This window comes from Vibrio sp. MM46 (assembly GCF_027587135.1).
In the GTDB taxonomy this organism is placed as follows: Bacteria; Pseudomonadota; Gammaproteobacteria; order Enterobacterales; family Vibrionaceae; genus Vibrio; species Vibrio harveyi.
On record NZ_JAPPTO010000002.1, the window covers coordinates 162,235 to 186,947 of the forward strand.

A 24,713-nucleotide genomic window follows, 5' to 3' on the forward strand; every position below is an offset into this window, starting at 1 on the left:
AGTGAACAGTCACCTATTCGCCTCTCTCCACTGTGTTCTTATGCGATCACCAAATGGTATTGAGCTGCTCTCTGAACAGTACAATTTCAGAGAAAAGTGCTTGAAAGTGATTCATCATCAACGCCAGGTACACAATCAACAACACACTGGCGATGGCACTTTTGATTGGCATTGCCAAGAAGAAAACGTTTAGCTGCGGTGCAAAACGGCTGATCAATGCCAGACCAAATTCGGCGAGGAACATCGCCAATACTAAAGGCGCAGACATCAATACCCCAAGCCACATTAATTGTTCGAACTGGGCATAGAAAAAGTGTACCCACTCTTCCGTTACGGACGGGAAAAAGCTGATGACGGGCCAAGAAGCATAACTGTTAAATAGCGCGTAAATAAAAGCGACAAAGCCACCGCCCGAGAAGAACAAGGTGATGAGAGTTTGAGTCAACAGTACTGCGGTTGGCGTCGATTGTGAGCCGAGGGTTGGGTTGAACATACTCGCCATTGCTGCGCCTCGTTGGTTATCCACGAGAAAGCCTGCCGCCTCGATTGCCCAAAAAGGGATCGCCGCAACAAAGCCAATCAGCAGACCTAACAGTACCTCTTTGCCCAAGATGATCATCAACCAGATCCCATCCGTTTCTGTGGGCAAATCCTGCTGGTTAATCATCGGAAAAATAAACAACGCAAGGGAGCACAAGACACCATTTCTCACCATGGTGCCGCCCAGAGTTTGCTTGTTTAAGATGGGCAGAAATATAAAGCAAGCCATTAACCTAGGAAGCGTTAAGCTGTATAGGAACAACGCTTGGTGCAAATCATCGTAACTCATCGTATTTGCGGGATTTTATCCAAAGCTAATGTTGCAAAGGCATGCAGTTCTGCGCCTAGCCACTGTGTGGTGACGAACAAGGTAATGATGACGGCGATCAGTTTAACGACAAAACCCAACGTCTGTTCCTGCACTTGAGTTAACGCCTGAATGAGCGAGACCAAAGTACCAACCAGCGCTGCAACGACAATCGGTGGCAGCGACAAGAACAGAACAAGCGTCAAAGCTTGAGTGGTAAAGTGGATTATTTCAGCCGGATTCATGCTTCTCTCCTTACTATCCGTAACTGAGCACTAAGCCATGAGTCAGCTTGGTCCAACCGTCTAGCAATACAAACAGCAGCAGTTTGAACGGTAGCGAGATCGTCATCGGCGATACCATCATCATGCCCATTGCCAATAGGATGTTGGACACGATCAGGTCGATTGCGATGAAAGGTAGGTACAACAAGAAACCAATCTCAAACGCCCTAGTCAACTCGCTTACCGTAAAGGCGGGGAGCAACAACAATAAGCTGTCTGATTCCAAACGATCGACGTACTTTTGTGGCCACAATGTTCTTGCCGCATCGGTGAAAAATACCGATTCGGTTTCACGAATGTGCTTCTTCAAAAACTCACGATACGGTTGCAATCCGCTCTCAATCAGTCCTTCGATACTCTCGGAATCTTCTAGGGATATTTCATGCTGCGTCACGTAGTCATAGGTTTCAAAACCCACTGGTGCCATGATGAAGATCGACAGAATGATCGCCAATCCATAGAGCGCCATGTTAGGTGGTATTTGTTGTACACCCAGTGCGTTTCGCAATAGGGAAAACACCACCGCCAACTTAACGAAAGAAGTCGCCATCATTGCAATGAAAGGAATCAAAGCAAGTAGGGCGAGTGTAACGATGAGGTTCAGTTCATCAGGTAACTGGATCATGCTGGCTCCTGACTACCGCCAAACAGTTCGAGTACACGCACACCTAGGCGTTCATTAATGTTCACCAATTCGCACTCACCAATGATTTTGCCATTTGCTCGCATTGTCACTGGGTTAGAAATTGGTTGGTTAAGTTCAAAGGTAAAACCAGGTTGCAGAGCGTTAAGTTGCTCTAAAGTAATGGTCTGCTGACCAACATCAAACGTGAGTTCAATTGGTAGTTGCTGGTGGTCGGTAAGTGCTTCAGAGCTATTGATATCGTTCATATTGGTTTCTTTTTCTAGGATATGGAGTGTGGTTTCGTCGAGTTGGCATCGCCAAAGGTTTTGATTGGATACCTGAAAGAGCACTTGATGTTGTGCGATGTAGCAATCATCGAAGAACACCACATCGCCCAGTTCCAATTGTTCAAATTGACCGAGTGCTAAACGTGTTTTGCCAAAGCTCAGCCAGAACGGCAGCGCAATGTTTTGGCTTAGGTAAGACGGTGCTTGTGGCAAGGCGTCAATCAGCACATCTCGACCTTCATTTACCCATAGGCTAAGAGAGGCGTCATCACGGTTGATGGTAAGCATCAACACATTCTCTTGCTGAGCTTGCTGTTCATGAGGTTGCAACTTACTCAACACTGGCAGTTGCCCAAACAGACGCTTAATGACATCGGTGTAGGGCTCAATCTGACTGCTGAGTAGCGCCATTTGCAATGAGTTTGGCAGCGATTCAAATGCCGTTGAGTCAAGCATGCCATGTAGCCACTGTTGTAGCTGCGCACCACAAAAATCGATTTGAATCGTTTGTCCGCCAATGAGTAGCGTTAAACGGTAGCCCGAAAATTCAGGCTTTTGTCCAAGCGTGACCGACAGGCTGTTGCTCTGGCTATCTTGAAAGTGACATTGCTTCGCACACAGTTGGTTGCTTAGTGCGATGCTCGATGCGTCGACCTTGGGAAAATCAAGTATCATCGTTCGTCCTCAGGTTTCCATTCATCATAAATACTGCGTTGTTGTCGCGAGCGTTGTTGATCTTGTTGTTGGTTCATTTGTTCGCTGACCGAGATTCGAATTGGTTGGTCGATACCCAAGCGTTGCAAGCGCTCAACCAATTCTTGTTTAGCGTTTTGATTGATCAGTGACAGGGCATGCTCTTGCTTGATCAGGACGCTGTAACCAGAACTGTCATGTTTAATCGAGATCTCGCCACCTTTTAACTGACCTTCATTGAGAAGCAGTCGGACTTCCTTCTCGTTCGCACTTGGCAAAGACACATAGATCTTGTCAACCAACTTGCTGATCAGCTCGTTCACATCTCTTGCCGAACTTTGTGGTGCTTGTGCCTCCATACTCTTGAGGATCACATCACCTTGGGTGGTCGGCTGGCTTATATTCGACGCCGAGAACAATTTGGTGTCGGCTTCAGGCGTCGAATGATGTAAATCAATGTGCTTCGAGTGTTTTAGCTTCTCTTCAAACGCTGACAACGCAGCTTTCGCTTCTGCATTAGTTTGCGCGTTACTTAAAGTGCCTGCGTCTTTTGTTGTCGTATCTGGCTTTTGTCGCTGACCATTTAATACGTTTTGCACGGCGGTAGCAGCTTTGCCATCAAGCTGGATTGGCGTTGGTTGACTATTCAAGTCTTTTTGGAAACCGCTAATAATGGCTTTAGGATCGTGATACAGACCATCAAGAGATGCGGTTGAACCTGCTGAATCAGCTTGGTTATCACGAGTCGTTTTTTCTTTTGTTGCTGAGGAACCGACGGATTGGTTTTTCACAATGATTTCCTCTTGCTGCTGTGCATGTTTACCTGCCATATTACTCAGAGGCGCTTTTTCAGATAGAGATTGAGCAGCGTCTTTATCGTTGTTTTCGGCAGGAGATTTGTCCTTGCTTGGGCGCTCCGTTATCCCCGTATTGTGCAAGCTGTTCTCATGCTTTATGCGTTCTTTATCCCCAATCGCTTGCTCGACTAACGAGTTAGGCTTAACGGGTTTTGTGATATCTGATTCCGCTTCTGTCGCGGTCTTTGGCTGTTCTACAACATCACTATTCGAAGCGTCTTTTGAAGCTTGATGATTTGTGCCTAGCGTAGAGTCTTTTTCTAACGGAGAAAGATTGGCTTTAGCAGCATGTTTCGCACTGTCTGAACTGTCAGCACCGTTTGTACTGCCAGCTTTGTCCGTTTTTTCAGAAGAAGCTTGGTCTTTGGCTTTTTTTTGCTGAAGATGGTCAGGCTGAGCTTTAGGCTTCAGGGGTTCGAACTTATCTAAACTCAATGCCGCTTTGTACAAACGAGTCGTCTCTTGACCATGCTCCGCTTCTGACGGCATTGGCTTAAGAGCGTTGTTAAAGCGAGACTCAAGTTCTTCAGAGATGTTGCTTGCTGGACTCTGTTGACCTTGTTGTGAGAATTCTGTTGTGTTTGGGTGATCGTGTTTGACTCGCATCTTTACCTTCTATGAAACAACGACGCTACGAAACTCTTCCTGTTCGAGCTCTTCTTGGTACTGCACTTGACGCATTTGTTCAGCAATTTCTTGTTCGTTTAGCTGAATGAATTTTTCTTTTGTTTTATGAGCGGCAAGGGCTTCTTGTTTTCTTTCTTTAAGCCGTTGGTTTTCTTGTTCTAATGCTTTTTTTGCCTCTGCGGCACGTTGTTTTAAATCTGCTTCTCTCTCCCTTAATAGCGCGATTTCTTGGCGTAATATTTCAAGCTCTTTTAGTACCACCGTTTTCTGCTTCGCTTTGGCAAACCGTCGCTCTTCTTCCTCTTTTCGCCATTGGTGATAATCGACCACGGACTGCTCGGCTTTTCGCAATAAAGAAAGCGCACTATTGACTCGATACTCTTGCTGCTGAACGGCACTGTCTGCTCGATCAGCTCGAATCTTTTTTATCTCTAGTAACTGCTCGATCATAAGCCCGCCAGTCCTCGTAACTGAGCCACGGTTTCGTCGAGTTCACTTGGTTCGTGTGTGCCTTGGCGTAAAAACGCTCGGATATCATCACCTTGTGCAATCGCCATATCCGCGCGGCTGTCAGCACCATGTTGGTATTCACCAATTTTGATCAGCAGTTCCACTTCTTCATATTTTGCCAACATTTCACGCATATGAGCTGCCGACGCTTGATGAGTTTTGTCCACGATTTGGTTCATCACACGGCTCGCGGAGCGAAGTACATCAATAGCTGGGTAGTGGTTCATCGCTGCCAGTTTGCGAGAAAGAATGATGTGACCATCCAGTATCGAACGGGTCTCATCGGCAACTGGCTCTGTCATATCGTCACCTTCTACAAGCACGGTATACAGCGCGGTGATGGAACCTTTGTCTGATTGACCCGCACGTTCCATCAGTTTTGGTAGTGCAGCGAAAACAGAGGGTGGATAGCCTCGTCGTGTTGGTGGTTCACCAGCAGCCAAGCCAATTTCACGCTGAGCTCGGGCAAAGCGCGTCACTGAATCCATAAGCAGCAAGACACGTTTACCTTGGTCTCGGAAGTACTCCGCGATAGAGGTCGCGACAAACGCTGCTTTGGCACGTTCCATTGCTGGTCTGTCGGAGGTCGCAACAACCAATACTGACCTTGCCATGCCTTCTTCACCAAGGTCGTGCTCGATAAATTCTCTTACCTCACGACCCCTTTCACCGATAAGGGCGAGGACCGTTACATCAACATCGGCAGAACGAATAAGTTTTGCGAGTAGGGTACTTTTACCACCGCCCGCTGCCGCAAAAATACCCATCCTTTGCCCTTCGCCACAGGTGAGCAATCCGTCTATCGAACGAACCCCCATGGAAATGGGTTTCTCGATCAGTTTTCTCTGCATCGGCGGCGGCGCGTCTCTGTAAACCGGATACCAAGCACTCGGCTCTTTGCTTTGGGTGCCATCAAACGGACGACCCAGACCATCCAGAATCTTCCCTAACAGGTGATCGCCAACACCCACTTCGTGCATCTTCCCAAGCGGGCTTACTTCGGTATTGGAGGAAATACCAAACATGTTGCCAAGTGGGGTGAGTAACGCGTGATGTTGTTGAAAGCCAACCACTTCCGCTAGTAGTGACAAGGTTTGATCCGGATTACGCAACTCACAAAGTTCACCGACACGTACACCTGGCACCACGGCTTTGATGATGGTGCCGGTAACTTGAGTAACTCGACCGCGGATTTGGATCAAACGTGTCTGTTTGATTGCAGATTGTTGGGTTTCGGTGATGTATGAGAAGTCGTTCAATTTAGGAAAACATGCGCAATAACTGATGCTGAGAGAATAAAAAGGATGGTGCAGTATTTATAGTGACTATTGGTCGGGAGTTTTTAGAAAACTTAAAACGCCCTAAAAAAACACGTCTGATTTTGACAGCCCGTTGCAAATGCAATTCTTATAATTCGCTCATATTGTACGAAAGGAGTGCAAGTGAATGAGTATTATCAATAATCAAATTACAACGGGTAACAAGTTTGACACGCCAATTCGAAGCGGTCTTGAGTCTTCACGTTCTGGGGAGTCAATTGGTGGCAACTATCGAGGCGAAACTGTCCGTGTACACAATGCTACTCAATCACTGTTTGACGCGATGGAAGAGCTGACGTCATTAGGCTCAGAAAAAGCGGAAAAAGATCTGACCAAACGCAAAGTGAAAGATGGCGGTATTCGCGTTAATGAAGCCCACGAGTTGGTTTCTGATTACCTAAGAAAAGTGCCTGATCTTGAGAAGAACCAAAAGATCAAAGACCTTGCTGCCAAAATGGCAAGTGGCAACTTATCAACAATTGCCCAGTTACAAGCGTACCTTAATGGTTTTTCTGAAGAGAAAAGCCACCAGTACCTTGCATTAAAAGCGGTGAAAAAGTTTCTTGGCGCGAACCCAGAAAGTAAGAACCTACTGGCGCTGATCGACCAAGCCCTTCTGAACTTTGAGCAAAACCCAGATTCGTGGTCTCAAATTGATACTGAAATTCGCGTATCCAGTTTTGCTGACGAATACAGCCAAGAACAAGGCTTCAGCAGTTTGCACCAACTGCGTGGTTTCTATCGCGACACCGTACATAGCTACCAAGGTTTAGGCTCAGCATACAAGGATGTGGTTGAGCGCTTTGGTGAAAAAGAGGTGTCTACAGCGGTCGACTTTATGTTGCAAGGCATGAGTGCTGACTTAAGCGTTCAAGGCAGCAATATCGACTCAGTTAAGTTGCAGCTTTTGATGTCAGATATGCAAAAGCTTAAAACGCTGAACACCCTTCAAGACCAAGTTGGCAATCTCTATCAGATGTTTAAACCTCAGCAGGCAAGCCATGGCTTATCAAGTTACTGATTTGATGTCAGATGTCATTGCTTTGGTTGAGCAGCGCTGGGTAGGCAGTGAAGAGATCTGGAACTTAGCGAATGCCATGGAATTGGAATCCACCGAGCGAAAAATTAGCTTTTTCAGAGAGCTGCATAAACTGGTTCGGCATATCCCAATTGATGTGTTTAACGATGAAGAGCAGCGACAAAACCTAATACAAGCCGTGCAAAAAGCGCTTGATGAAGCGATTGATTTAGAAGAAGAGGAAATGTGGGACGATGAATTGGATTGATGCGTCAGTGGATGATTTTTGCCGAGGAATGGGGCTTGACGCTGTGGATTTCTCGTCAGCAGGGCGTGTTCAGTTGAGCTTTGAACAGAGCGGTACTTTGCACCTTGAGAAGCATCAGGACTGTTTGTTTCTTATGTTGGCGAAAGCGCTGCCGTGGCATCAATCTAATGAGCCGATCAAGAAGGCACTGAGCTTTTGCCATGCAGGGCAAGGTTGGCCATTTACCATTAAAACCGGATTGCTCGATGAACAGACGCTGGTTTTCTCTGCGCAAATTGAAGGTGATGAAGTGACATTGCCAACTATCGAACAAGCATTCGCGCTCTTGGTTCGCTTACACAATGATGTGGCGAATTCATGAGTAGAATTAGTACGTTAAACGTTGGTATTGAAGGCTTTACTCATGTCTCTCTTGAGCAAGTTGAAAACGATTTCCCACAGCGTTTTCAACTGCTGCCTGATGGTCAAGCCATCGCGACGCACTTAGAGAAACTGTATGAGCTTCGCCCGTCTGAGCAGTACTTGATGTCGCTCGCCAAGCCAAAGCTTACCCATTCAGAGCTACTTCGCCCAGACAAGTATCGTCAGCAGTTTGATACGACTCAGCAGCGACTTCAGGAATTGGCACAGCAAAATGGTTCTCATGCGCTTTCCCAAGCGGTGGAAACGCTGCAAAACACGCAATTAGACCAACGTTATCTCACCATGGCGTTGAATCTACTGATTCAGGTTTAAGCCCCATGTTGCAAACAAAAGATGTGGAGCTATTGCTTATCCACGCTGCACTCCAAGTTCAATATCAAAAGCCCGAACAGGCGATCACGTTGCTGGATGCGTTGTTGGAAATCGAACCAGATCATCAAGAAGCTCGCCAAACACTGGCGGTAGCATGCCTGAATTCTGGTCGTTACACACGTTCAATCGAGCTGTGCGAAAGCTTATTGGAAGCAAACAACTCAAATAAAGCGGGCTTATGGTTTTGTCTCAGCCAAGCGCGCTGGAAACAAAATGATGTTGAGGGGGCACGCCGTGCTCATCGACGTTATCTGAAATCTCTAAATAGTGAATCAAATGAATAAGTTGATCGATATTCTAAACAAAGTTGGACAACGCAAAGACATCATGCTCGCCGTGATGCTATTGGCGATCGTCTTTATGATGATTTTGCCTTTACCGACGGCATTGGTGGATGTACTAATCGGTACCAACATGAGTATAGCGGTCGTCCTTTTGATGCTTGCTATCTACATTACCTCACCGCTGGAATTCTCTGCATTCCCGGCGGTTCTTTTGATCACAACGCTGTTTCGCTTGTCACTTTCTATTACGACAACGCGACTTATCCTTCTGCAAGGCGACGCCGGTCAGATCGTTTATACCTTCGGTAACTTCGTAGTTGGCGGTAACTTGGTCGTGGGTATCGTGGTGTTCCTGATCATCACCATCGTTCAGTTTATGGTGATCACCAAAGGTTCTGAAAGGGTTGCGGAAGTCAGTGCTCGATTCTCCCTTGATGCGATGCCGGGTAAGCAAATGAGTATCGACGGCGATATGCGTGCTGGGGTGATCGACGTTCATGAGGCGCGTCATCGTCGTTCATTGATCGAAAAAGAAAGCCAAATGTACGGTTCGATGGACGGTGCAATGAAGTTCGTAAAAGGGGACTCCATTGCCGGTCTGGTGATCATTGTGGTGAACATTCTGGGCGGTGTGACCATTGGTGTGACTCAAAAGGGCATGTCTGCGTCTGAAGCGCTTGAACTGTTTGCTATTTTGACCGTCGGTGATGGCCTGGTATCGCAAATTCCAGCTCTGTTTATCGCTATTACGGCCGGTATTATCGTTACACGTGTTTCAAATGAAGATTCCTCTGACCTAGGTTCAGATATCGGTGGTCAGGTTACCGCGCAACCAAGAGCTTTATTGATTGGTGGTGTCCTATTGGTGCTGTTTGCACTCATTCCAGGCTTCCCGAAAATCACTTTCCTTGTGCTTGCCGTTGTTGTAGGCGGTGGTGGTTTCTTCTTGTTCTATCAACAGAGAAAGCAAAGCGAATCTGACAGTTCTGATCTGCCTAGTTTTGTCGCCCAAGGGGCGGGCTCGCCAGCTGCCAAACCGAATAAACCAACCCCTTCTCGCAACAGCAAAGGCAAATTGGGTGAACAAGAAGAGTTTGCGATGACAGTACCGCTGCTCATCGACTTGGATTCTCGCTTACAAGAGAGCCTAGAAGCTGTGGCATTAAATGATGAACTCGCACGAGTCAGACGCGCGCTGTACCTCGATCTAGGTGTGCCATTCCCGGGCATTCACTTGCGATTTAATGAAGGGATGAGCAATGGTGAATACCTGATTCAATTGCAAGAAGTACCAGTTGCTCGCGGTCGAATTGAAAGCGAAAAATTGCTGGTGACAGAGGGCAATGAGCAGATCGATTTACTGGGTGTGCCTTACGAAAGCGATGACGACTTTCTGCCGGGCATTTCGAGTATTTGGGTTGACCACAGTCACCGAGAAAAACTGCAAAACAGCCATGTGGGCTTTTTGACTCCCGACCGCATTCTGACTTACCACCTGTCTCACGTACTGAAAGAGTACGCGCAAGACTTTATCGGTATTCAAGAGACCCGTTACTTGCTTGAACAAATGGAAGGCAGCTACTCCGAATTAGTGAAAGAAGCGCAACGTATTGTGCCTCTACAAAAGATGACGGAAATCCTGCAACGCCTCGTTTCTGAAGATATTTCTATTCGTAACTTACGTGTGATCTTAGAAGCAATGGTTGAGTGGGGACAAAAAGAGAAAGACGTGGTTCAACTGACGGAATACATCCGTTCCAGCTTGAAACGCTACATCTGTTACAAGTATGCCAGCGGTCAAAACATGCTGCCTGCGTATCTGTTGGATCAGAGCTTGGAAGATACGATCCGTAACGGTATTCGCCAGACTTCAGCGGGCAGCTACTTAGCGCTTGACCCTTCTGTGACTCAACAGTTTGTCAGCGACGTTAAGCAAACCATCGGTGATTTGAGCCGCATGCCAAATAAACCTGTGCTGGTGGTGTCGATGGATGTGCGTCGTTACGTACGTAAATTGATTGAATCTGAATACTACGAACTGCCAGTGTTGTCGTTCCAAGAACTGACGCAGCAAATCAATATTCAACCGCTGGGAAGGGTAGGAATGTAATGGCGTGTGAACTCGCTCAGTCTTTAATGGCGTCAGGAATCGAAGTGACGCCTTACTTTTGGCAGAAAAGCACCATCTTGCTCGGGCAACGATACGAGTGCGACGGTATGGAACTGGTATTCCGAGTAGAAGAAGGTGAAATCATCATCGTACTGCTGCGAAGAATCAGCCCTAATCAAGGTTTGAGCAATCCTTTCTCTGCACTGTTTTTGCTCGCAGAACACGCGATCCGGTTGTACCCACTTGATTGGAGCATTCGCGGCAACGTTGACGTATTGCGAGGCAGCAATATGAGTAGCCAAAGATTAGCGCAGTTCTATTTAAGAGCTTGTGGGGCGAGCCACGATGAACAAGAAGATTGGTACTTTTTGCGCCTCAGTGATTACCGCCCACTTAAAAAGAGAAAAAAGTAAAAACTCTCGACTGTTACTGACAGCATCCAAGAGATGCTTCGCTTTAAGATAGGTATCAAGATGAAGCAACCCTTTACCGAAACCATTGAAAAATCAGAACTTGCTATCCGTAATGCGGAAGATAGAACTGATGTATTCAATGAATTACTTGAAGGATTAGGCGTTGGTCCAGTAGCAGGCAATATTCTGCTCGATGGGTTAAATGCTTCGCCCCAATTGATGAAACAAGCAGAGCATGAACTGCTTGAAGAAGTACAACGCCGCAGACAACAACAGCATCAAGTGCAAGCCACGAGTACCAAAGGCTCTAGGCGCAAGCGACCAACAATGATGCGTGGCATGGTGATCTAGAGGTTTCTAAATGACGGATATGACAACCATGAACTCTGTATCTGGAGTTCTAAATACAGCAACGAATCGTGACTCTCAAGCCTCTTTCCAGCAGCGTTTGGTAGAGACTCTTTCTCCAATTCTAGGCGATTCCGATGCAGCTCAATTAGAGTCTTTGATTCGCCAATTACCAATGGTAGTTGGGCGCACCGAACAAGAAAGTTTGGACCTATATGCAGATTCATTACGCACGCTGCTAGAAAAGCAAGCCGCCTTTAAGGGGACTGCTGCCGCTGAGACTGCTGCGCATTGGATGCAGTCACTGCAACACCAAGCGGTGAATGGTCAGATTGCGCCTCAAGACGTAGTGACTGGCGTAAACAACACGCTCGCGCATCAATTCCAGTCTTGGTTCGATAAGCAATTAAAAGATACGGTCGACAGCTCGCTTCCAACAGATTTTATCAATGAGTTTCGTTTAGGCAGCCAAAGCACCCAAGCGCAGCAAATTGCAGCCCTAGATGCGAGCGCGCTTACAGCCGCGACAGCAGAGATCAGCAAATTTGTAGACGCTCTTGCGCAGCAAATGAGCTCTAGCGAAGTCCGTGATAGTGCGATTTCATTTTTGCGCAATGCCTTTCGTAATCTAGGCTCGGTAGACATCAACGGGCTCAAGAACTCGGACTACTTGCTAACGCAAGAAAGCTTTAGTGCAGCGGTTACAGCTCAACTGGTTACTTCTTTAGACAGCGTAGGCATCACGTTAAGTAACAGTGATGCTAAGGCTTTGGCAGATAAGATTGCTTGGATTCCAGGTATGTCCAAGCAAGAGCTTACCGGTGCATTAAATGACCTAGCAAAACAAGTGAAAGGTCAGTACGAAAACGAGTACGGGGCAGGACAGGTTGGTCAACTGCAAAACGTGCTTAATGCCGTGGTAGCAAACCTCAAGAACTCCCCAAATGCGATAACACTTTCGAGTTTGTTTTCTAGCATTGCGGTAAGCCTTGTGAACAAGCAAGTCGATACTTTTTACGGTAACCTCCATAAGGTACAGAAATACCAAGCGACGCAAGATCAGGTTGATCTAATCAAACAAAATACTGCACGAGACATAAACCTGCTATTTGAGAAGATTGTTGCCAGAAAAGACATTGGTACTGATTTCATTACGCGTCATCAAAAAATGATGGAGAACCTTAGCAAGTTAAATACGCGCTTGAGCAAAATCTCAGAAGAAGAAAAGAAGATAACCACAGGAGCTGACGGGAAAGAGCACGCTGATGTTAAAGCGGAACACTCTCTGACTGCTCGCGATTTACTGTCTGTGATTGAATCCAGCATTGGTGATCGCTTTGATGAGCGTGTGCTGTTTGCCTTAAACGAGCGTCGCGTTAACCGACTTGAAAAACGAGATCAGCAAAAAGAGGAACTTCAGTCTTATACAGCAAGGCTAAAAATCTTTGGTGAAGTACAGTCTCAGATACATATCAAGCAAAGTGGAAGCGGTACTTATGGTGAAGGTTACAACCCTGAAAGTTATAAATTTAACCACACCAGTTTTAACTACAGTACTCCAGAAGAATTTCATAAGTCACCTGAGTTTAAACATCTAAGTGAAGTTTTTCGAAGTGACAAAGGCTGGGGGCAACCTGGACCAGGTAAGAGAGCGAATATCTATCAAGATTATATCGATTTTGACGCGATAAACAGAGACAAGGTTAGCTTGTCTAGTGTCATCGAGAGTCGAAATGGAACAGATGTTCGATTCATTTTTACTAAAGAGAATGTCGAGAAATACATCAAGCCAGAATTTCGACATCCATCTGGTGGAATTCAGCCTTCACCCGAAGACGTACTAAAGGTCACACACCGTATGTTTTTGAGATATGAAGGTATTGATGCAAAAAATGAGAATTATCAAAATGGCGAGAAATCCAAAAAATTGTCTGATTTCTCTAGTTCTGTCAGTGATAAATCCAAGTTGCTTAACGATGAAGTGCAAATCAAAACCACTGAGCTGAACGACACCAGTTCTCAATACAACTCTACCGTTGAAGCTATGAACAAGTTTGTTCAGAAGTACCACAGTATTTTACAAGAAATCCTACGAGCGATTTAAGGATAAACAACCATGACTACACAAAACGCGGCAACTGACCCATCTCAAATGCAAGCAGAGGAACTACTTTCGTTTCTAGAGGATGGGGGTACGTTAAAAATGCTGCACGACGTATCGGCAGATACTATCGAGCACATTTATGCGGTTGGATACAACTTTTTCCAATCAGGCAAGGTAGAGCAAGCCGCTAAGGTTTTCCAACTACTTAGCATGCTTGATCATTACCAAGCGCGCTTTTTTATTGGTTTGGGAGCCGCTCGTCAGGAACTGGGTGAGTACCTGCAGGCGATTGATGCCTACAGCTACGCTGCGCTTGTGGATATTAATGATCCACGCCCACCTTTCCACTCTGCAGAATGTCACCTTAAGCTTGAACAATTGACAGAAGCAGAGAGTGGGTTTTACAGCGCGAAGGAGATGTCTGCCGGGAAATCAGAGTATGCAGACTTGCATCAACGAGCAGACATCATGTTAGAAGCGGTGAGAAACAAAAGGAGTAACTAGAATATGAATTCTATTGCACTTGACCGCACTCAGAGTCAGGTATACACACCTGATTCTGGCCAAACTACGTTAGACAAGGTAACGAAGACCGCATCTCATGCGTCACCTTCTGTAACCGTTGAAAACGTAAAAGGTAAAGATGCTGAAGCATTGAACACTGGTAAAGTTAAAGTTCAGCTTGATGCACCTAATGCCGCAGTAAGCGATAAGGTTAATGAACTTACGCTGAAAGCCATGGCTCAGCTACAAAAAATCGTAGACTCGATTGCCAAGGTTTTGCATGCGGTTGCCGACAATACGGGCTCGCTAGCAGTGAGAATCATCGCAGGTTCTGCGGATGATTTTGAAGTAGAGCTGGCTGCAATCACAGACAAACTGAAGAGTGCTCAAAACGAGCTTAAAATTCAGGAAGTGAAAGTAGCGAAAGCGAAGCACGAGCAAGAAATGGCAGAAAACCAAGAGAAGATCAAAGAGTCTGAAGCTGCGGCAAAAGAAGCTCAGAAGTCAGGCTTAGCCTCTAAGATCTTCGGTTGGATCAGTGCTGTTGTCTCTATTGTCGTTGGTGCCATCATGGTGGCTACTGGTGTTGGTGCGGCAGCAGGCGCATTAATGATTGCCGGCGGCGTGATGGGCGCGGTTAGCATGGTTCTACAAGAGCCAGCTGTACAAGACGCGATGAAAGAGGCTGGTATTAATGTCGATGCTCTCAACAAGGTCGTGATGGCTCTAGAGATTGCCGTAGCAGTTATCGGGGCAATCGTCACCTTTGGCGGCGCCGCTGCAGGTGGTATCGCGAAATTGGCGGCGAAGAGTGCAGGTAAGATTGCACAGAAAGTCACTGATATTGCGACCAAAGCAGCAGCGAACATGGCGAAGATCGCAGATATGGGCTCTAAAGCTGCGACTACGACTGCGAAAGCAATCCGTTTTGGTGCAGAAACCGTCGACCTTGCTGTCAATGTTGGTAAGGGGACCACTGATGCGGTTCATGCTTCTAAGAACGCGAAAGTTACTAATATCCAATCGGATATCACTGACTTGCGAGCGAAGATGACCCTTAGCCAAGCGGTTATCGACAAGCTTAAAGAAGAGATCGCTAAGCTGATGGAAGATTTCCAAGAGCTAATGAGTGTCATAATGCAGATGATTCAGGCGAAAGGCGAAACGATGCAAGCGGTGATGAGCCGTCCAGCGACGGTTTAAGGAGCGTTTATGTTAGATAAAATTGGCAATACTGGACGTGCAGATCTTTACGGTTTGGGCGAGCTAGGTAAAACCACTAAGGCTGAAAAAGCGCCTGAGACAAAAACGGAAGCTGCGGCAATCCGTGGTAACAGCGAGGCAGCAGTATCAGGTCCTAAACATTACCAATTGGATGGTCCAAAAGCACCTGCAATCGGCGATCAAGCTCGAGTAGTTGAAAAGCTGATGAGCGCATTGGCGCCAACTGTGAATCTGCTAATGCAGACAACAGAAAAAGCCCTAAACGGTGAGCAGGTCATTAAATCTCCATCGGACGCGATTTCACAATCACTGTCTCTGCTTACGCTGCTTTATCAAGTGTCTAAGCTAAGCCGTGAGCAGCAAGTACTGCAACGTGAAATTGCTGTTGAAGCAAACGTAGCAAGCCTTAAGAGCCAAGCACAAGAGCTTAACAACTCAGCCAAAGCGATGATCGCAATGGCGGTTATCTCTGGTGTTATGGCGGGTGTTACTGCAATCATGGGCGCAGTTGGCTCAATGAAAGCAGGTAAGAAGATCAAACAAGAAGCCGCTGGTAACAAAGCATTTAAGGGGCAACAAGCGAACTTAGATGCCAAAATGGCTGAGATCAAAAACACCAAAGGCTTTGAAGGCGCGAAAGTAAAACGTGGGGAAATGCACCGCGAAGCAAATATGATTCGTACCGATATGGATCATATCAAAGCGGATACCACGGCTTACGGACGTAAGTTTGATAAGCAAATGGGCAACAACCAAGCGACGAACTCAGTCATTCAAGCTCTGACTCAAATGGCAAACTCTGCGTCAAACGTAGAGCAAACCAAAGCTCAGGCTCGTAGTAAAGAAGACGAAGTTCTAGCGACACGCGCACAAGCAGCTAAACAGACAGCAGACGAAAACGTCGGCTTCCAAGAAGGGTTGCTAAAAGAGTTGCGTGAGCTGTTCCGCTCAATTGCTGATAGCCAAAACCAAGCATGGCGTGCATCTATCCCAACGGTTTAAACCATAACGGATAAGATCGCATAAAGAGTTAAGGCGCTGTATATACAGCGCCTTTTTTGTGTGGATCGCAATGGTATAAGCCGTAAAAGCCAGACTATTCTTTTGGTTTTGAAACGCTTTGCTTCCAGTAGTCGCTGAACGCAATGACGCTCTCTACGGTTAAGATTGAAAACAGCTTCATGTTGTCCGATAGCGGTAGAAGTAGAATACAGACCAGTGCGGTAACGCTAGCGGTCAAACAAATTGATAGCCGATGCTTTTGACGTTCCATGTCGAGTCCTACGGTATGGTTTTCAATGTCTTGTTACTTGGCGTTTTCATCAAGAAGGTTGAGTTTAGGCTACCTAATTTGTTGGATCATCACTTCTTTCTATATGATTAAAGCTATTGAAAATTTGAGTGCCTTTATAGCACAGGTGCTTTGAAGGGCGAGTTGCCTTGGTTCGTATGCTTCGTTAACGATTTTTGATTTAGAACCACTAGATCTTCAAATTGTTGCCTCGCCTTCAAACCAAGTCATTCTTGCTGAACCTAGCACCTTGAGATTACTTGGGTATACAGCAATTTAAGTAGGGAAATGAGCATGAACATGAGTGAGTTTTCGAAGCGTGTTGAACTGTCGCCTCATACACTCAGATATTATGAAAAAATTGGTTTATTGAAGAATATTCAAAGATCCCCCAGTGGACATAGGATGTATACCGCCAAAGACTTGTCTTGGATCGAGTTCGTCAAACGTTTGAAAGACACCGCGATGCCGCTTGAAGAGATCCTTAAGTACGCAGATTTACGTGAAGTAGGCGAGAGCACGATTGAAGAGCGTCAGGTATTGCTAGAGAAACATCAAGAAAAACTGACTGAATACCTAGAGTTACAGAAGCAACACCTTGCAGCGCTAGAAGCAAAAATAGATTTGTATAAGCAAGGAAAAGTTCGTTGACTTAGAGTTAACTCTAACTTGTAGAGTGTTCCTAGATTCATACAAAAGGAGCATCAACATGTCATCGTCACGCTTTGATCAAGGATTAAAACTGCTTTCAGACATCGATGGTGAGGCAGGGCATAACGTTATTGATAGTCTGCAAGATATCTGTCCGGACTTAGCCAAGTTCACCATTGAATACCCGTTCGGAGATATTTACTCGCGACCTGCACTGGATATCAAATCGCGTGAAATCGCGACGGTTGCGGCATTAACAGCATTGGGGCACTGTCAGCCGCAGTTAAAAGTACACTTAAATGCAGCATTGAATGTTGGGTGTACAGCAGAAGAGATAAAAGAAGTCTTACTGCAAATGTCGGTTTATGCAGGTTTTCCTGCGGCATTAAACGGAATGTTCGCGTTCAAGGAGGTCCTCGCTGAACGGAGTGATCTGAATTAATAGGGAGCTCGCAGGTCGTAGCATCAAACCGCACTCAAGGTCTTGAAAAGGTAATACAACAAAGCCAGAGCGTCGAATCTGGCTTTTTCTTAACTCATCTCATCTCTAATCTACTAAGAAGGCGAGGACAACATGGGATGATCTTCTTATCTCTGCTTGGTCACCGCTATACCAATTCTTCGTTTATATAGCTTCAATCAATGGAATGTGCGCTGGTTAATGATTTTTATGTAAATAATGCCCCTGGACGTGATACAGCTAACAAAATTACTTTTGTTCGGTAACGTTCCCGAAAAGTTTGTATATTATCGCCCCATTGATACAAGTGGTAGAGACGCTCTGAGTCTGAGCGCTCTGAAATTCAGACTTTAGATGGGTATTTAAAGTCACCATAAGTTTGCAATTTTATTTGGGAACGTTTGCAAATAACCTAAGTATAAATTTACGTGAGACTATGGAAATGAAACTACACACTTTGACGATGGCAGTAGCGCTTGGGCTGGTTACAGCACCTGCATTCGCAACAACAGATGTTGACGCTCTTGAAAAGCGAATTAATGAATTAGAACAGAGACTTGAACAGACAGAAAAAGTATCCACAGAAGCAAATGAGAAAGCCTCAAGCTTTGAGTTTCATGGCTACGCTCGTTCTGGGCTGCTCATTAATGATGATCTGAATGGTGCAGTGGGTACTGGTCCTTACATGACGGCAGCTGGTGCTATTGGCGCGCCAATTGGACGATTAGGGGTTGAGGATGATCATTATGTGGAAGCAAACCTTATTCACAAACGCTTTGCAGATGATGGTTCCAGCGCATTGTTCCGAATCATGTTGGCAGATAGTACGGAAACCAATAACGAATGGACAGCGAGTGAGAGTCAATTAAACGTTCGTCAGGTATATGCTGAGCTAAACAAGTTGAGCATGTTCTCTGAATCAAGTGCGTTTGCTGACGCAACGTTTTGGGCAGGTAAACGATTTGACCGTGATAACTTTGACATTCACTTCTTTGACTCGGATATCGTTTTCCTATCTGGTACTGGTGCCGGCGTGTATGACGTCCAAATGAACGATTCATGGAAAGCAAACTTCTCGATCTATGGTCGTGATTTTGGTGAGATTGATAGCTCGTCAACTGATGTTGAAAACTATATCGCGACAATGAACAACCGCTTTGGTAATTGGCAATTGATGCTGAGCGGCATGACGTCTGCTGATAACAATGATCGCGTAGAAGGCGCAGCAGACAAAGGCTTACATGCGATGTTTGCTTACCATAGCGATAACTTCTTTGGCATGAGTGAAGGCTTCTCTAAAACTGGTATTTTGGTGGGTGATGGACTGGGTGCAGAACTTAAAGGCATTGGTTCAAACGGTGATTTGCTAGAAGACGCAAAAGCCGTACGCTTGTTCAGTTATGGTGTAACACGCATCGGCGACAACTGGCGTGTAGCACCTGCGTTGCTAGCAGAACACAGCCAAGATCGCTTTGCTAAAAATGATGAATTTACTTGGGCATCGTTCAACATCCGCTTAGCGCAAGAGTTTACACAAAACTTTGAGATGGTTTATGAAGGCTCATACCAATACATGGACCTAGACAATGCGATTGATAAAGCAAGTGGCAGTTTTTACAAAGCGACAATTGCACCAACGCTTAAGATGTCTACCGCAGCAGGTTTCTTTGACCGTCCGGAGCTACGTTTTGCTGTTAGCTACGTTGATTGGAGCGAAGACTTGAATGGCTACTCGATTAGCCAGGATGCGGGCGCTGCAACGATGGGTGATGGCGGTGAAGTTCTGTTTGCACTGCAAATGGAAACTTGGTTCTAAAGGGCTTTAACCGACAAAGAGTAAAAAGAGTAATAAGAAAAGCGCCAACTGATTTCAGTTGGCGCTTTTTCATTAACAGGACTGACGCTCAATTGTTTTGAAGGTTAGTACCATCTTACTCATTTCAAAACTTCTGTTGGCAATTCTATCTAGTAATAGTTTCGCACCATTTTCCCCTGCTTTATCAAATGCATAGTTAAATGTTGATAAGGTTGGGGTGCACACTGATGCGAGCTCATCATCACCAACTCCTAGCACTAAAACGTCTTTACCCGGTGTTAACCCGAGCTCTTGAATCGCTCTCATCGCACCGATAGCAATACGGTCTGTCGCACAGAACAAGCCATCTAGCTTAGGGTTCTTTGTTAAGTGTTGTTTTGCCAATGAATAGCCAGAATCGATTGTAAAGTCACCACGAGCATGGAAGGCGAGCTCAAAACCATGGTGTTGTAGCGCTTGAACAAATCCTTCAGAGCGTTGCTTATCTACCGCGATATCGTCACCTTGCACACCAATAAAACCCATGGTTTGGCAACCTTTTGCAACCAGTCTATTTCCCGCTTCAAACCCTACTCGTGCGTCATCATGAATGATGCTTGGAATATTAAACATGGAACCATCTTGACCGACGAGCACAACTGGGGCGGCTGAGTTTTGAATTGCTTTTACCAGCTTGGAATCGAGGTGGGTGGCATAAAGAATGATCCCTTCAACCCGTTTTTGGTTAAAGATCTGAATGTATTCCAGTTCTTTTTCGTGGGCTTGGTGAGTGCTAGCAAGTAAGACATGTTTCCCAGCTTTTTCAAGGACATCGGTTAATCCATCGACACCTTGGGATGTGGCATGAGAGGAAACCCGAGGAACAATGACACCAACCAGATTGGTCTTTTGAGATTTTAGATCTTTAGCGACTTGGTTCGGTACATAGCCACACTCCGCTACTGCTTGGCGGACCTTCTGTTTTGTCGCTTCTTTTACGCCATACTCATCGTTTATAACCCGTGACACTGTTGATTTTGATACGCCAGCCAGACGGGCGACATCATGCAGACTCGCCATTGTTCCTATCCATTCTGTTTTTCGTTTTTGGGATTGTTTGCAAAGAGAAGATGAAAATCTCTTTGATAAGTAGCGATTCTAACCTCCTATACTGCTCTTAGGGAGAGAATTTGACGATCATTCTCACATTCTCTCTGCTTTATCTTTGATCATTTGGTTTTATTGAGCAAAAATCTGTTTTGCAAACGTTCCCGAAAATATCGCAAGCTCAGATAATAATCCAATGGGGTATGAAATGAATTATCCGGCAGTAGCAAAAGAGTTGTTAACTCTATTAGGTGGTAAAAGCAACATCACCGCACTTGCGCATTGTGCGACACGCTTACGCCTTGCCGTTGCAGATGAGCAAAAAATAAATGAACAAGCGATTGATAGCCTTGAAGGGGTAAAAGGGCAGTTCAAAGTTGCGGGTCAGTACCAAATCATTTTTGGATCAGGCATCGTAAACCAAGTTTATGCAGAAATGGCGAAGTTGACGGGAATGAGTGAAATGTCCACCAACGACGTTGCGTCTGCTGGCGCAGAGAAACAAAACATCGTTCAGCGCGCGGTGAAAGGGCTGTCTGATATTTTCGTTCCAATCATTCCCGCAATCGTCGCTGGCGGTTTGTTGATGGGTATCTATAACCTATTGACTGCCCAAGGCTTGTTTATTGATGGCAAATCTTTGATTGATGCCAACCCAGGACTGACAGACTTGGCGAACATGATCAACACGTTTGCGAATGCTCCGTTTGTTTACCTGCCTATTCTGCTGGCATTTTCAGCCAGTAAGAAGTTTGGCGGTAACCCATATTTAGGGGCGGCGCTAGGTATGTTGATGGTTCACCCAGAATTACTTAACGGGTGGGGCTTCGGGGGGGCTGCGGTATCTGGCAACATTCCGGTTTGGAATATTCTTGGCTTTGAAATTCAAAAAGTGGGCTACCAAGGTTCGGTGTTACCGGTTTTGGTATCGGCATTCATTCTTGCGAAGGTTGAGTTGGGTCTGCGCAAGGTTATTCCTTCTGTTTTAGATAACCTTTTAACGCCGCTACTTGCGATTTTCATCACGGGTTTATTGACGTTTACTGTCGTCGGTCCATTCACGCGAGATATCGGTTTCCTATTGGGTGATGGTCTGAACTGGCTATACAACACAGCTGGCTTTGTTGGTGGTGCGGTATTTGGTCTTATCTATGCTCCGTTTGTTATTACCGGTATGCATCACAGCTTCATTGCGATTGAAACGCAACTTCTTGCCGATATTGCGACGACAGGCGGCACCTTTATCTTTCCTATTGCGGCGATGTCTAACGTTTCTCAAGGTGCTGCAGCGTTGGCGGTGGGCGTGATGAGTAAAGATAAGAAGATGAAAGGTATTGCGATTCCATCGGGTGTCACGGGTTTGCTGGGTATTACAGAACCAGCCATGTTTGGTGTTAACTTAAAACTACGTTACCCATTTATTGCGGCAGTTTGCGCTGCAGCGTTATCAAGTGCGTTCATCACAATGTTTAATGTGAAAGCTCAGGCATTGGGTGCAGCTGGTCTTCCAGGCATCATTTCCATCACGCCAGATAAGATTGGTTACTACATCGCGGGTATGGTGATCGCGTTCTTGACCGCATTTGTTCTCACCATCGTTCTTGGTATGCGTGACCGCGCTAAAGTCGGTAAAAAAGCAACGGCTTAATCTGAACTCCTTAAGGGTGGAGTCCCCCAAAATCCACTTCTTTTCCTAAATGTTTGGGGTGCTAGCCAAGCACTAATGGCTTGGCTAGCCTTTTTCAATTTTTACTTGGTAGTGAAGGTGTTCAATACGTTGGACTATCAGGGCTTTAATTTTAAGGTAAGCAAGATGAATCAAGTGTGGGTAACTGGTGATGCTGTTGTCGATCTAATACCGGAATCTGAGACTTCTTTACTCAAATGTCCCGGTGGTGCACCAGCGAATGTCGCCGTAGCAATTGCTCGTCTATCTGGTAAGAGTGCGTTTTTTGGACGTGTGGGTGATGACCCATTTGGTCGCTTCATGCAATCAACGCTGGATCAAGAGGGCGTGTGCACGGAGTTTCTCGTTAAAGATCCTGAGCAAAGAACATCAACAGTGGTGGTGGATTTAGACGATCAAGGTGAGCGCAGCTTTACGTTTATGGTAAAACCGAGCGCTGATCAGTTTATGTCTGTTGAAGACATCCCAAACTTTAAGCAAGGTGACTGGTTACATGTTTGCTCGATTTCACTGGCAAATGAGCCAAGTCGAAGCAGCACATTTGAGGCGATTAAAAGAGCAAAAGCCGCTGGTGGTTTCATTAGCTTTGACCCTAACTTGCGTGATGAAGTGTGGCAAGATCAATCAGAAATCCAAGCTGTCGTAATGAAGGCTGTAGCGATGGCTGATGTGGTTAAGTTCTCTGAAGAGGAGCTTTTGTTCTTAACTGACTCAACATCGATGGCACAAGGTTTACAACAAATAGCCGCTTTGAATATTGCTTTGGTCTTGGTGACACAAGGTGCGAAAGGAGTTTGGTGCGTCTTTGAAAGTCAGAGTGAGCTGATCACCGGTCAAGTCGTTAGTCCGATTGATACCACAGGTGCGGGTGATGCTTTTGTCGGAGGGTTACTGGCATGTCTGTCTCAGCATGACGATTGGAAAAATCATCCTGTTGTTAGCTCTGCGATTCAATGGGCAAATGGCTGTGGTGCATTAGCGACGACGCAAAAAGGCGCAATGACCGCGCTTCCAACCCAGACAGAATTGCTGCAGTTTATTGGGCAATGATCTTCAGATCCAATTTCAGTTGAGAAAAATTATGAGCTTAAACAACCGTTGGACTGTAGAGCAAAGATATCGCCGACTTGAGCAAATCCCTCAGTGTGATATCGAAGAAATGACACTTTTACGTCAGCAAGATAAAGGCTTTCCTAGTTTTCATATCGCCCCTAGATTTGGGCTGTTAAATGACCCAAATGGGTTGTGCTATTTCAATGGTGAGCACCACATCTTTTACCAGTGGACGCCAGTGGGACCAGTCCATGGAATGAAGTATTGGTATCACCTTTCTACTAAAGACTTCATCCATTTTACTGATCATGGTGTTGGTCTTCATCCTGACCAAGACTATGATTCACATGGTGTCTATTCGGGCGGCGCTTTGGTGGAAAACAACAAGGCTTTGCTGTTTTTTACTGGCAACAAGCGTGACCAAAACTGGAATCGAATCCCAACACAATGTTTTGCCACCATGGATTCAGACGGCAACATTGAAAAGCACGGTGTGGTCATTGAGAACGAACATTACACGGAGCACTTTCGTGATCCAAAAGTTTGGAAGAAAGGCGACGACTATTTGATGGTGGTGGGTGCTCAAACCAAAACTGAACATGGTTCAATGGCGCTCTATCAAAGCAAAGATTTGAAAACGTGGCAGCATAAAGGTTCTATCAAGACCAAGTTTTCTGACCTTGGGTACATGTGGGAGTGTCCTGATTTCTTTGAGATTAATGGTCAATCGGTGATGCTGTTTTCTCCACAGGGCGTGAGCAGTAGTAATCCTTATGATTTTAAAAACATCTATTCTGTCGCGTATATCGTGGGTGATCAGTTGAACCTAGAGTCGATGACTTTAGAAAACCACCAAGATATTTTGCAGCCAGATTATGGGTTTGATTTCTACGCCCCACAAACCTATTTAGATGAGAATGGGCGTCGCATTCTTATTGCATGGATAGGGTTGCCAGAAATCGACACGCCATCGGTCACACACCAGTGGGCAGGAATGCTGTCTCTTCCTAGAGAACTAACGTTGAAAGATGGTTTTCTTGTTCAAACTCCGCTCCCTGAGCTGAAAAGTTTAAGAAAAGAAGAGGTGGTCTTTGCACAATCCCATACACTGGAAAGCACCAGTTGTTTGATCCAATTAGACCTTGTGGGCGATGGCTTTGAACTTGAGCTGAGTAACCTCAAAGGTGATAACATCGTCTTTAGTGCGACAGAGCATGAGTTTATGCTGGACCGTCGTCACATGTCGCACTTGTACGCAGAGGAATTTGGTGGCATTCGAAAAGCACCAAGATTGGACGCTAAGCAGACGATTGAGATGTATATCGACAATTCTGTCATCGAGATTTTCATTAATGGTGGCAAACACACGATGACCAGTCGTTTCTTTATTGACGACCTCAATACGGTAACGTTGAGAGGGTTGGATCAAGCAAGGCTTTTCCCTTTGAAAGGTATTACAGGCTTGTTTGAATCGTCTATGTAGTTCGGCGCATCAAACGGCGTTGTCCTAGGGTAAGAGATGACGCCGTTTTCAATCAGCTTTGTTTTTCGA

General features: G+C 45.7%; 27 protein-coding genes. 18 read left to right on the top strand and 9 right to left on the bottom strand.

Translation table 11 applies throughout. The annotated features are described in order from the left end of the window. Positions 1 to 46 precede the first annotated feature (46 nt). Genes sctT through vscN form a run of 7 tightly spaced genes read right to left on the bottom strand, consistent with a single transcriptional unit; the run spans position 47 to position 5,989 of the window. The gene (sctT, locus tag OH459_RS02730) at positions 47 to 829 is read right to left on the bottom strand and encodes a type III secretion system export apparatus subunit SctT (RefSeq protein WP_045488063.1); all 783 of its coding nucleotides are present in this window, start codon (positions 827 to 829) and stop codon (positions 47 to 49) included. Further along, positions 826 to 1,092, bottom strand: coding sequence for a SctS family type III secretion system export apparatus subunit VscS (gene vscS, locus OH459_RS02735; RefSeq protein WP_005441784.1), 267 nt, complete (start codon positions 1,090 to 1,092; stop codon positions 826 to 828). The genes sctT and vscS overlap by 4 nt, the downstream gene beginning before the upstream one ends. 13 nt (positions 1,093 to 1,105) lie before the next feature. Continuing rightward, a complete protein-coding gene (gene vscR / locus OH459_RS02740) occupies positions 1,106 to 1,756 on the bottom strand; it encodes a SctR family type III secretion system export apparatus subunit VscR (RefSeq protein ID WP_005426130.1) in 651 nt (216 codons plus the stop codon). After that, positions 1,753 to 2,718 (bottom strand): type III secretion system cytoplasmic ring protein SctQ, encoded by a 966-nt coding sequence (sctQ, locus tag OH459_RS02745; RefSeq protein ID WP_017188264.1) that lies wholly within the window; start codon positions 2,716 to 2,718, stop codon positions 1,753 to 1,755. Before sctQ ends, vscR begins: the two co-directional genes overlap by 4 nt. After that, positions 2,715 to 4,199, bottom strand: coding sequence for a type III secretion system needle length determinant (locus OH459_RS02750; protein WP_269985330.1), 1,485 nt, complete (start codon positions 4,197 to 4,199; stop codon positions 2,715 to 2,717). Before OH459_RS02750 ends, sctQ begins: the two co-directional genes overlap by 4 nt. A 9-nt stretch (positions 4,200 to 4,208) precedes the next feature. Next, the gene (locus OH459_RS02755; RefSeq protein ID WP_005441793.1) at positions 4,209 to 4,670 is read right to left on the bottom strand and encodes a type III secretion protein; all 462 of its coding nucleotides are present in this window, start codon (positions 4,668 to 4,670) and stop codon (positions 4,209 to 4,211) included. Beyond that, complete coding sequence (gene vscN, locus OH459_RS02760) at positions 4,667 to 5,989, bottom strand: SctN family type III secretion system ATPase VscN (RefSeq protein ID WP_005450237.1); 1,323 nt, start codon at positions 5,987 to 5,989, stop codon at positions 4,667 to 4,669. The genes OH459_RS02755 and vscN overlap by 4 nt, the downstream gene beginning before the upstream one ends. Before the next feature lie 187 nt (positions 5,990 to 6,176). Between vscN and sctW the strand changes: the two genes are divergently transcribed. The 12 genes from sctW to vopD are packed head-to-tail and all read left to right on the top strand — an operon-like array spanning position 6,177 to position 16,119. After that, the gene (gene sctW, locus OH459_RS02765; RefSeq protein ID WP_005441804.1) at positions 6,177 to 7,070 is read left to right on the top strand and encodes a type III secretion system gatekeeper subunit SctW; all 894 of its coding nucleotides are present in this window, start codon (positions 6,177 to 6,179) and stop codon (positions 7,068 to 7,070) included. Beyond that, positions 7,051 to 7,335 (top strand): TyeA family type III secretion system gatekeeper subunit, encoded by a 285-nt coding sequence (locus tag OH459_RS02770; protein ID WP_005441806.1) that lies wholly within the window; start codon positions 7,051 to 7,053, stop codon positions 7,333 to 7,335. The genes sctW and OH459_RS02770 overlap by 20 nt, the downstream gene beginning before the upstream one ends. Further along, the gene (sycN, locus tag OH459_RS02775) at positions 7,322 to 7,696 is read left to right on the top strand and encodes a type III secretion chaperone SycN (protein WP_005441809.1); all 375 of its coding nucleotides are present in this window, start codon (positions 7,322 to 7,324) and stop codon (positions 7,694 to 7,696) included. Before OH459_RS02770 ends, sycN begins: the two co-directional genes overlap by 14 nt. Then, entirely contained in the window at positions 7,693 to 8,070 is a 378-nt protein-coding gene (gene vscX / locus OH459_RS02780; RefSeq protein WP_005441811.1) for a type III secretion system protein VscX, read from the top strand. Before sycN ends, vscX begins: the two co-directional genes overlap by 4 nt. 5 nt (positions 8,071 to 8,075) lie before the next feature. Continuing rightward, positions 8,076 to 8,414, top strand: a complete 339-nt coding sequence (vscY, locus tag OH459_RS02785) for a type III secretion system chaperone VscY (RefSeq protein ID WP_009698254.1) — start codon at positions 8,076 to 8,078, stop codon at positions 8,412 to 8,414. Further along, entirely contained in the window at positions 8,398 to 10,524 is a 2,127-nt protein-coding gene (vcrD, locus tag OH459_RS02790; RefSeq protein WP_102970155.1) for a SctV family type III secretion system export apparatus subunit VcrD, read from the top strand. Before vscY ends, vcrD begins: the two co-directional genes overlap by 17 nt. Further along, positions 10,524 to 10,937, top strand: coding sequence for an LcrR family type III secretion system chaperone (locus OH459_RS02795; RefSeq protein ID WP_005441817.1), 414 nt, complete (start codon positions 10,524 to 10,526; stop codon positions 10,935 to 10,937). The genes vcrD and OH459_RS02795 overlap by 1 nt, the downstream gene beginning before the upstream one ends. A gap of 60 nt (positions 10,938 to 10,997) precedes the next feature. Continuing rightward, on the top strand, positions 10,998 to 11,288 hold the full coding sequence (locus OH459_RS02800; protein WP_005441819.1) for an LcrG family type III secretion system chaperone: 291 nt from the start codon (positions 10,998 to 11,000) through the stop codon (positions 11,286 to 11,288). Positions 11,289 to 11,298: 10 nt separating this feature from the next. Next, a complete protein-coding gene (locus OH459_RS02805) occupies positions 11,299 to 13,389 on the top strand; it encodes a virulence-associated V antigen (RefSeq protein WP_269985343.1) in 2,091 nt (696 codons plus the stop codon). 12 nt (positions 13,390 to 13,401) lie between these two features. Further along, the gene (gene vcrH / locus OH459_RS02810; protein WP_005450229.1) at positions 13,402 to 13,893 is read left to right on the top strand and encodes a SycD/LcrH family type III secretion system chaperone VcrH; all 492 of its coding nucleotides are present in this window, start codon (positions 13,402 to 13,404) and stop codon (positions 13,891 to 13,893) included. A 3-nt stretch (positions 13,894 to 13,896) separates the two neighbouring features. After that, positions 13,897 to 15,096: a type III secretion system translocon subunit VopB gene (gene vopB, locus OH459_RS02815; RefSeq protein WP_050908106.1), complete on the top strand. Its 1,200-nt coding sequence runs from the start codon at positions 13,897 to 13,899 to the stop codon at positions 15,094 to 15,096. 9 nt (positions 15,097 to 15,105) lie between these two features. Further along, on the top strand, positions 15,106 to 16,119 hold the full coding sequence (vopD, locus tag OH459_RS02820) for a type III secretion system translocon subunit VopD (protein ID WP_269985348.1): 1,014 nt from the start codon (positions 15,106 to 15,108) through the stop codon (positions 16,117 to 16,119). A 94-nt stretch (positions 16,120 to 16,213) separates the two neighbouring features. Here vopD and OH459_RS02825 read toward each other — a convergent pair whose 3' ends face one another. After that, a complete protein-coding gene (locus OH459_RS02825) occupies positions 16,214 to 16,390 on the bottom strand; it encodes a hypothetical protein (protein ID WP_172580495.1) in 177 nt (58 codons plus the stop codon). A 312-nt stretch (positions 16,391 to 16,702) separates the two neighbouring features. On the opposite strand from OH459_RS02825, the gene OH459_RS02830 reads away from it, so the two are divergent. The 3 genes from OH459_RS02830 (at position 16,703) to OH459_RS02840 (ending at position 19,335) form a co-directional block, all read left to right on the top strand. Next, complete coding sequence (locus OH459_RS02830; protein WP_038898134.1) at positions 16,703 to 17,059, top strand: MerR family transcriptional regulator; 357 nt, start codon at positions 16,703 to 16,705, stop codon at positions 17,057 to 17,059. A 58-nt stretch (positions 17,060 to 17,117) separates the two neighbouring features. After that, on the top strand, positions 17,118 to 17,501 hold the full coding sequence (locus OH459_RS02835) for a carboxymuconolactone decarboxylase family protein (RefSeq protein ID WP_009698247.1): 384 nt from the start codon (positions 17,118 to 17,120) through the stop codon (positions 17,499 to 17,501). A 460-nt stretch (positions 17,502 to 17,961) separates the two neighbouring features. Further along, on the top strand, positions 17,962 to 19,335 hold the full coding sequence (locus OH459_RS02840; protein WP_269985771.1) for a carbohydrate porin: 1,374 nt from the start codon (positions 17,962 to 17,964) through the stop codon (positions 19,333 to 19,335). Between the two features lie 72 nt (positions 19,336 to 19,407). Here the strand turns inward: OH459_RS02840 and OH459_RS02845 are convergent, their stop codons facing one another. Further along, complete coding sequence (locus OH459_RS02845; protein ID WP_269985354.1) at positions 19,408 to 20,394, bottom strand: LacI family DNA-binding transcriptional regulator; 987 nt, start codon at positions 20,392 to 20,394, stop codon at positions 19,408 to 19,410. Positions 20,395 to 20,629: 235 nt separating this feature from the next. On the opposite strand from OH459_RS02845, the gene OH459_RS02850 reads away from it, so the two are divergent. The 3 genes from OH459_RS02850 (at position 20,630) to OH459_RS02860 (ending at position 24,644) form a co-directional block, all read left to right on the top strand. Next, positions 20,630 to 22,069: a sucrose-specific PTS transporter subunit IIBC gene (locus tag OH459_RS02850; RefSeq protein ID WP_269985356.1), complete on the top strand. Its 1,440-nt coding sequence runs from the start codon at positions 20,630 to 20,632 to the stop codon at positions 22,067 to 22,069. Positions 22,070 to 22,234: 165 nt separating this feature from the next. Beyond that, positions 22,235 to 23,158 (top strand): aminoimidazole riboside kinase, encoded by a 924-nt coding sequence (locus tag OH459_RS02855; protein WP_269985358.1) that lies wholly within the window; start codon positions 22,235 to 22,237, stop codon positions 23,156 to 23,158. A gap of 31 nt (positions 23,159 to 23,189) precedes the next feature. Then, on the top strand, positions 23,190 to 24,644 hold the full coding sequence (locus OH459_RS02860; protein WP_269985360.1) for a sucrose-6-phosphate hydrolase: 1,455 nt from the start codon (positions 23,190 to 23,192) through the stop codon (positions 24,642 to 24,644). The last annotated feature ends 69 nt before the right edge of the window (positions 24,645 to 24,713 follow it).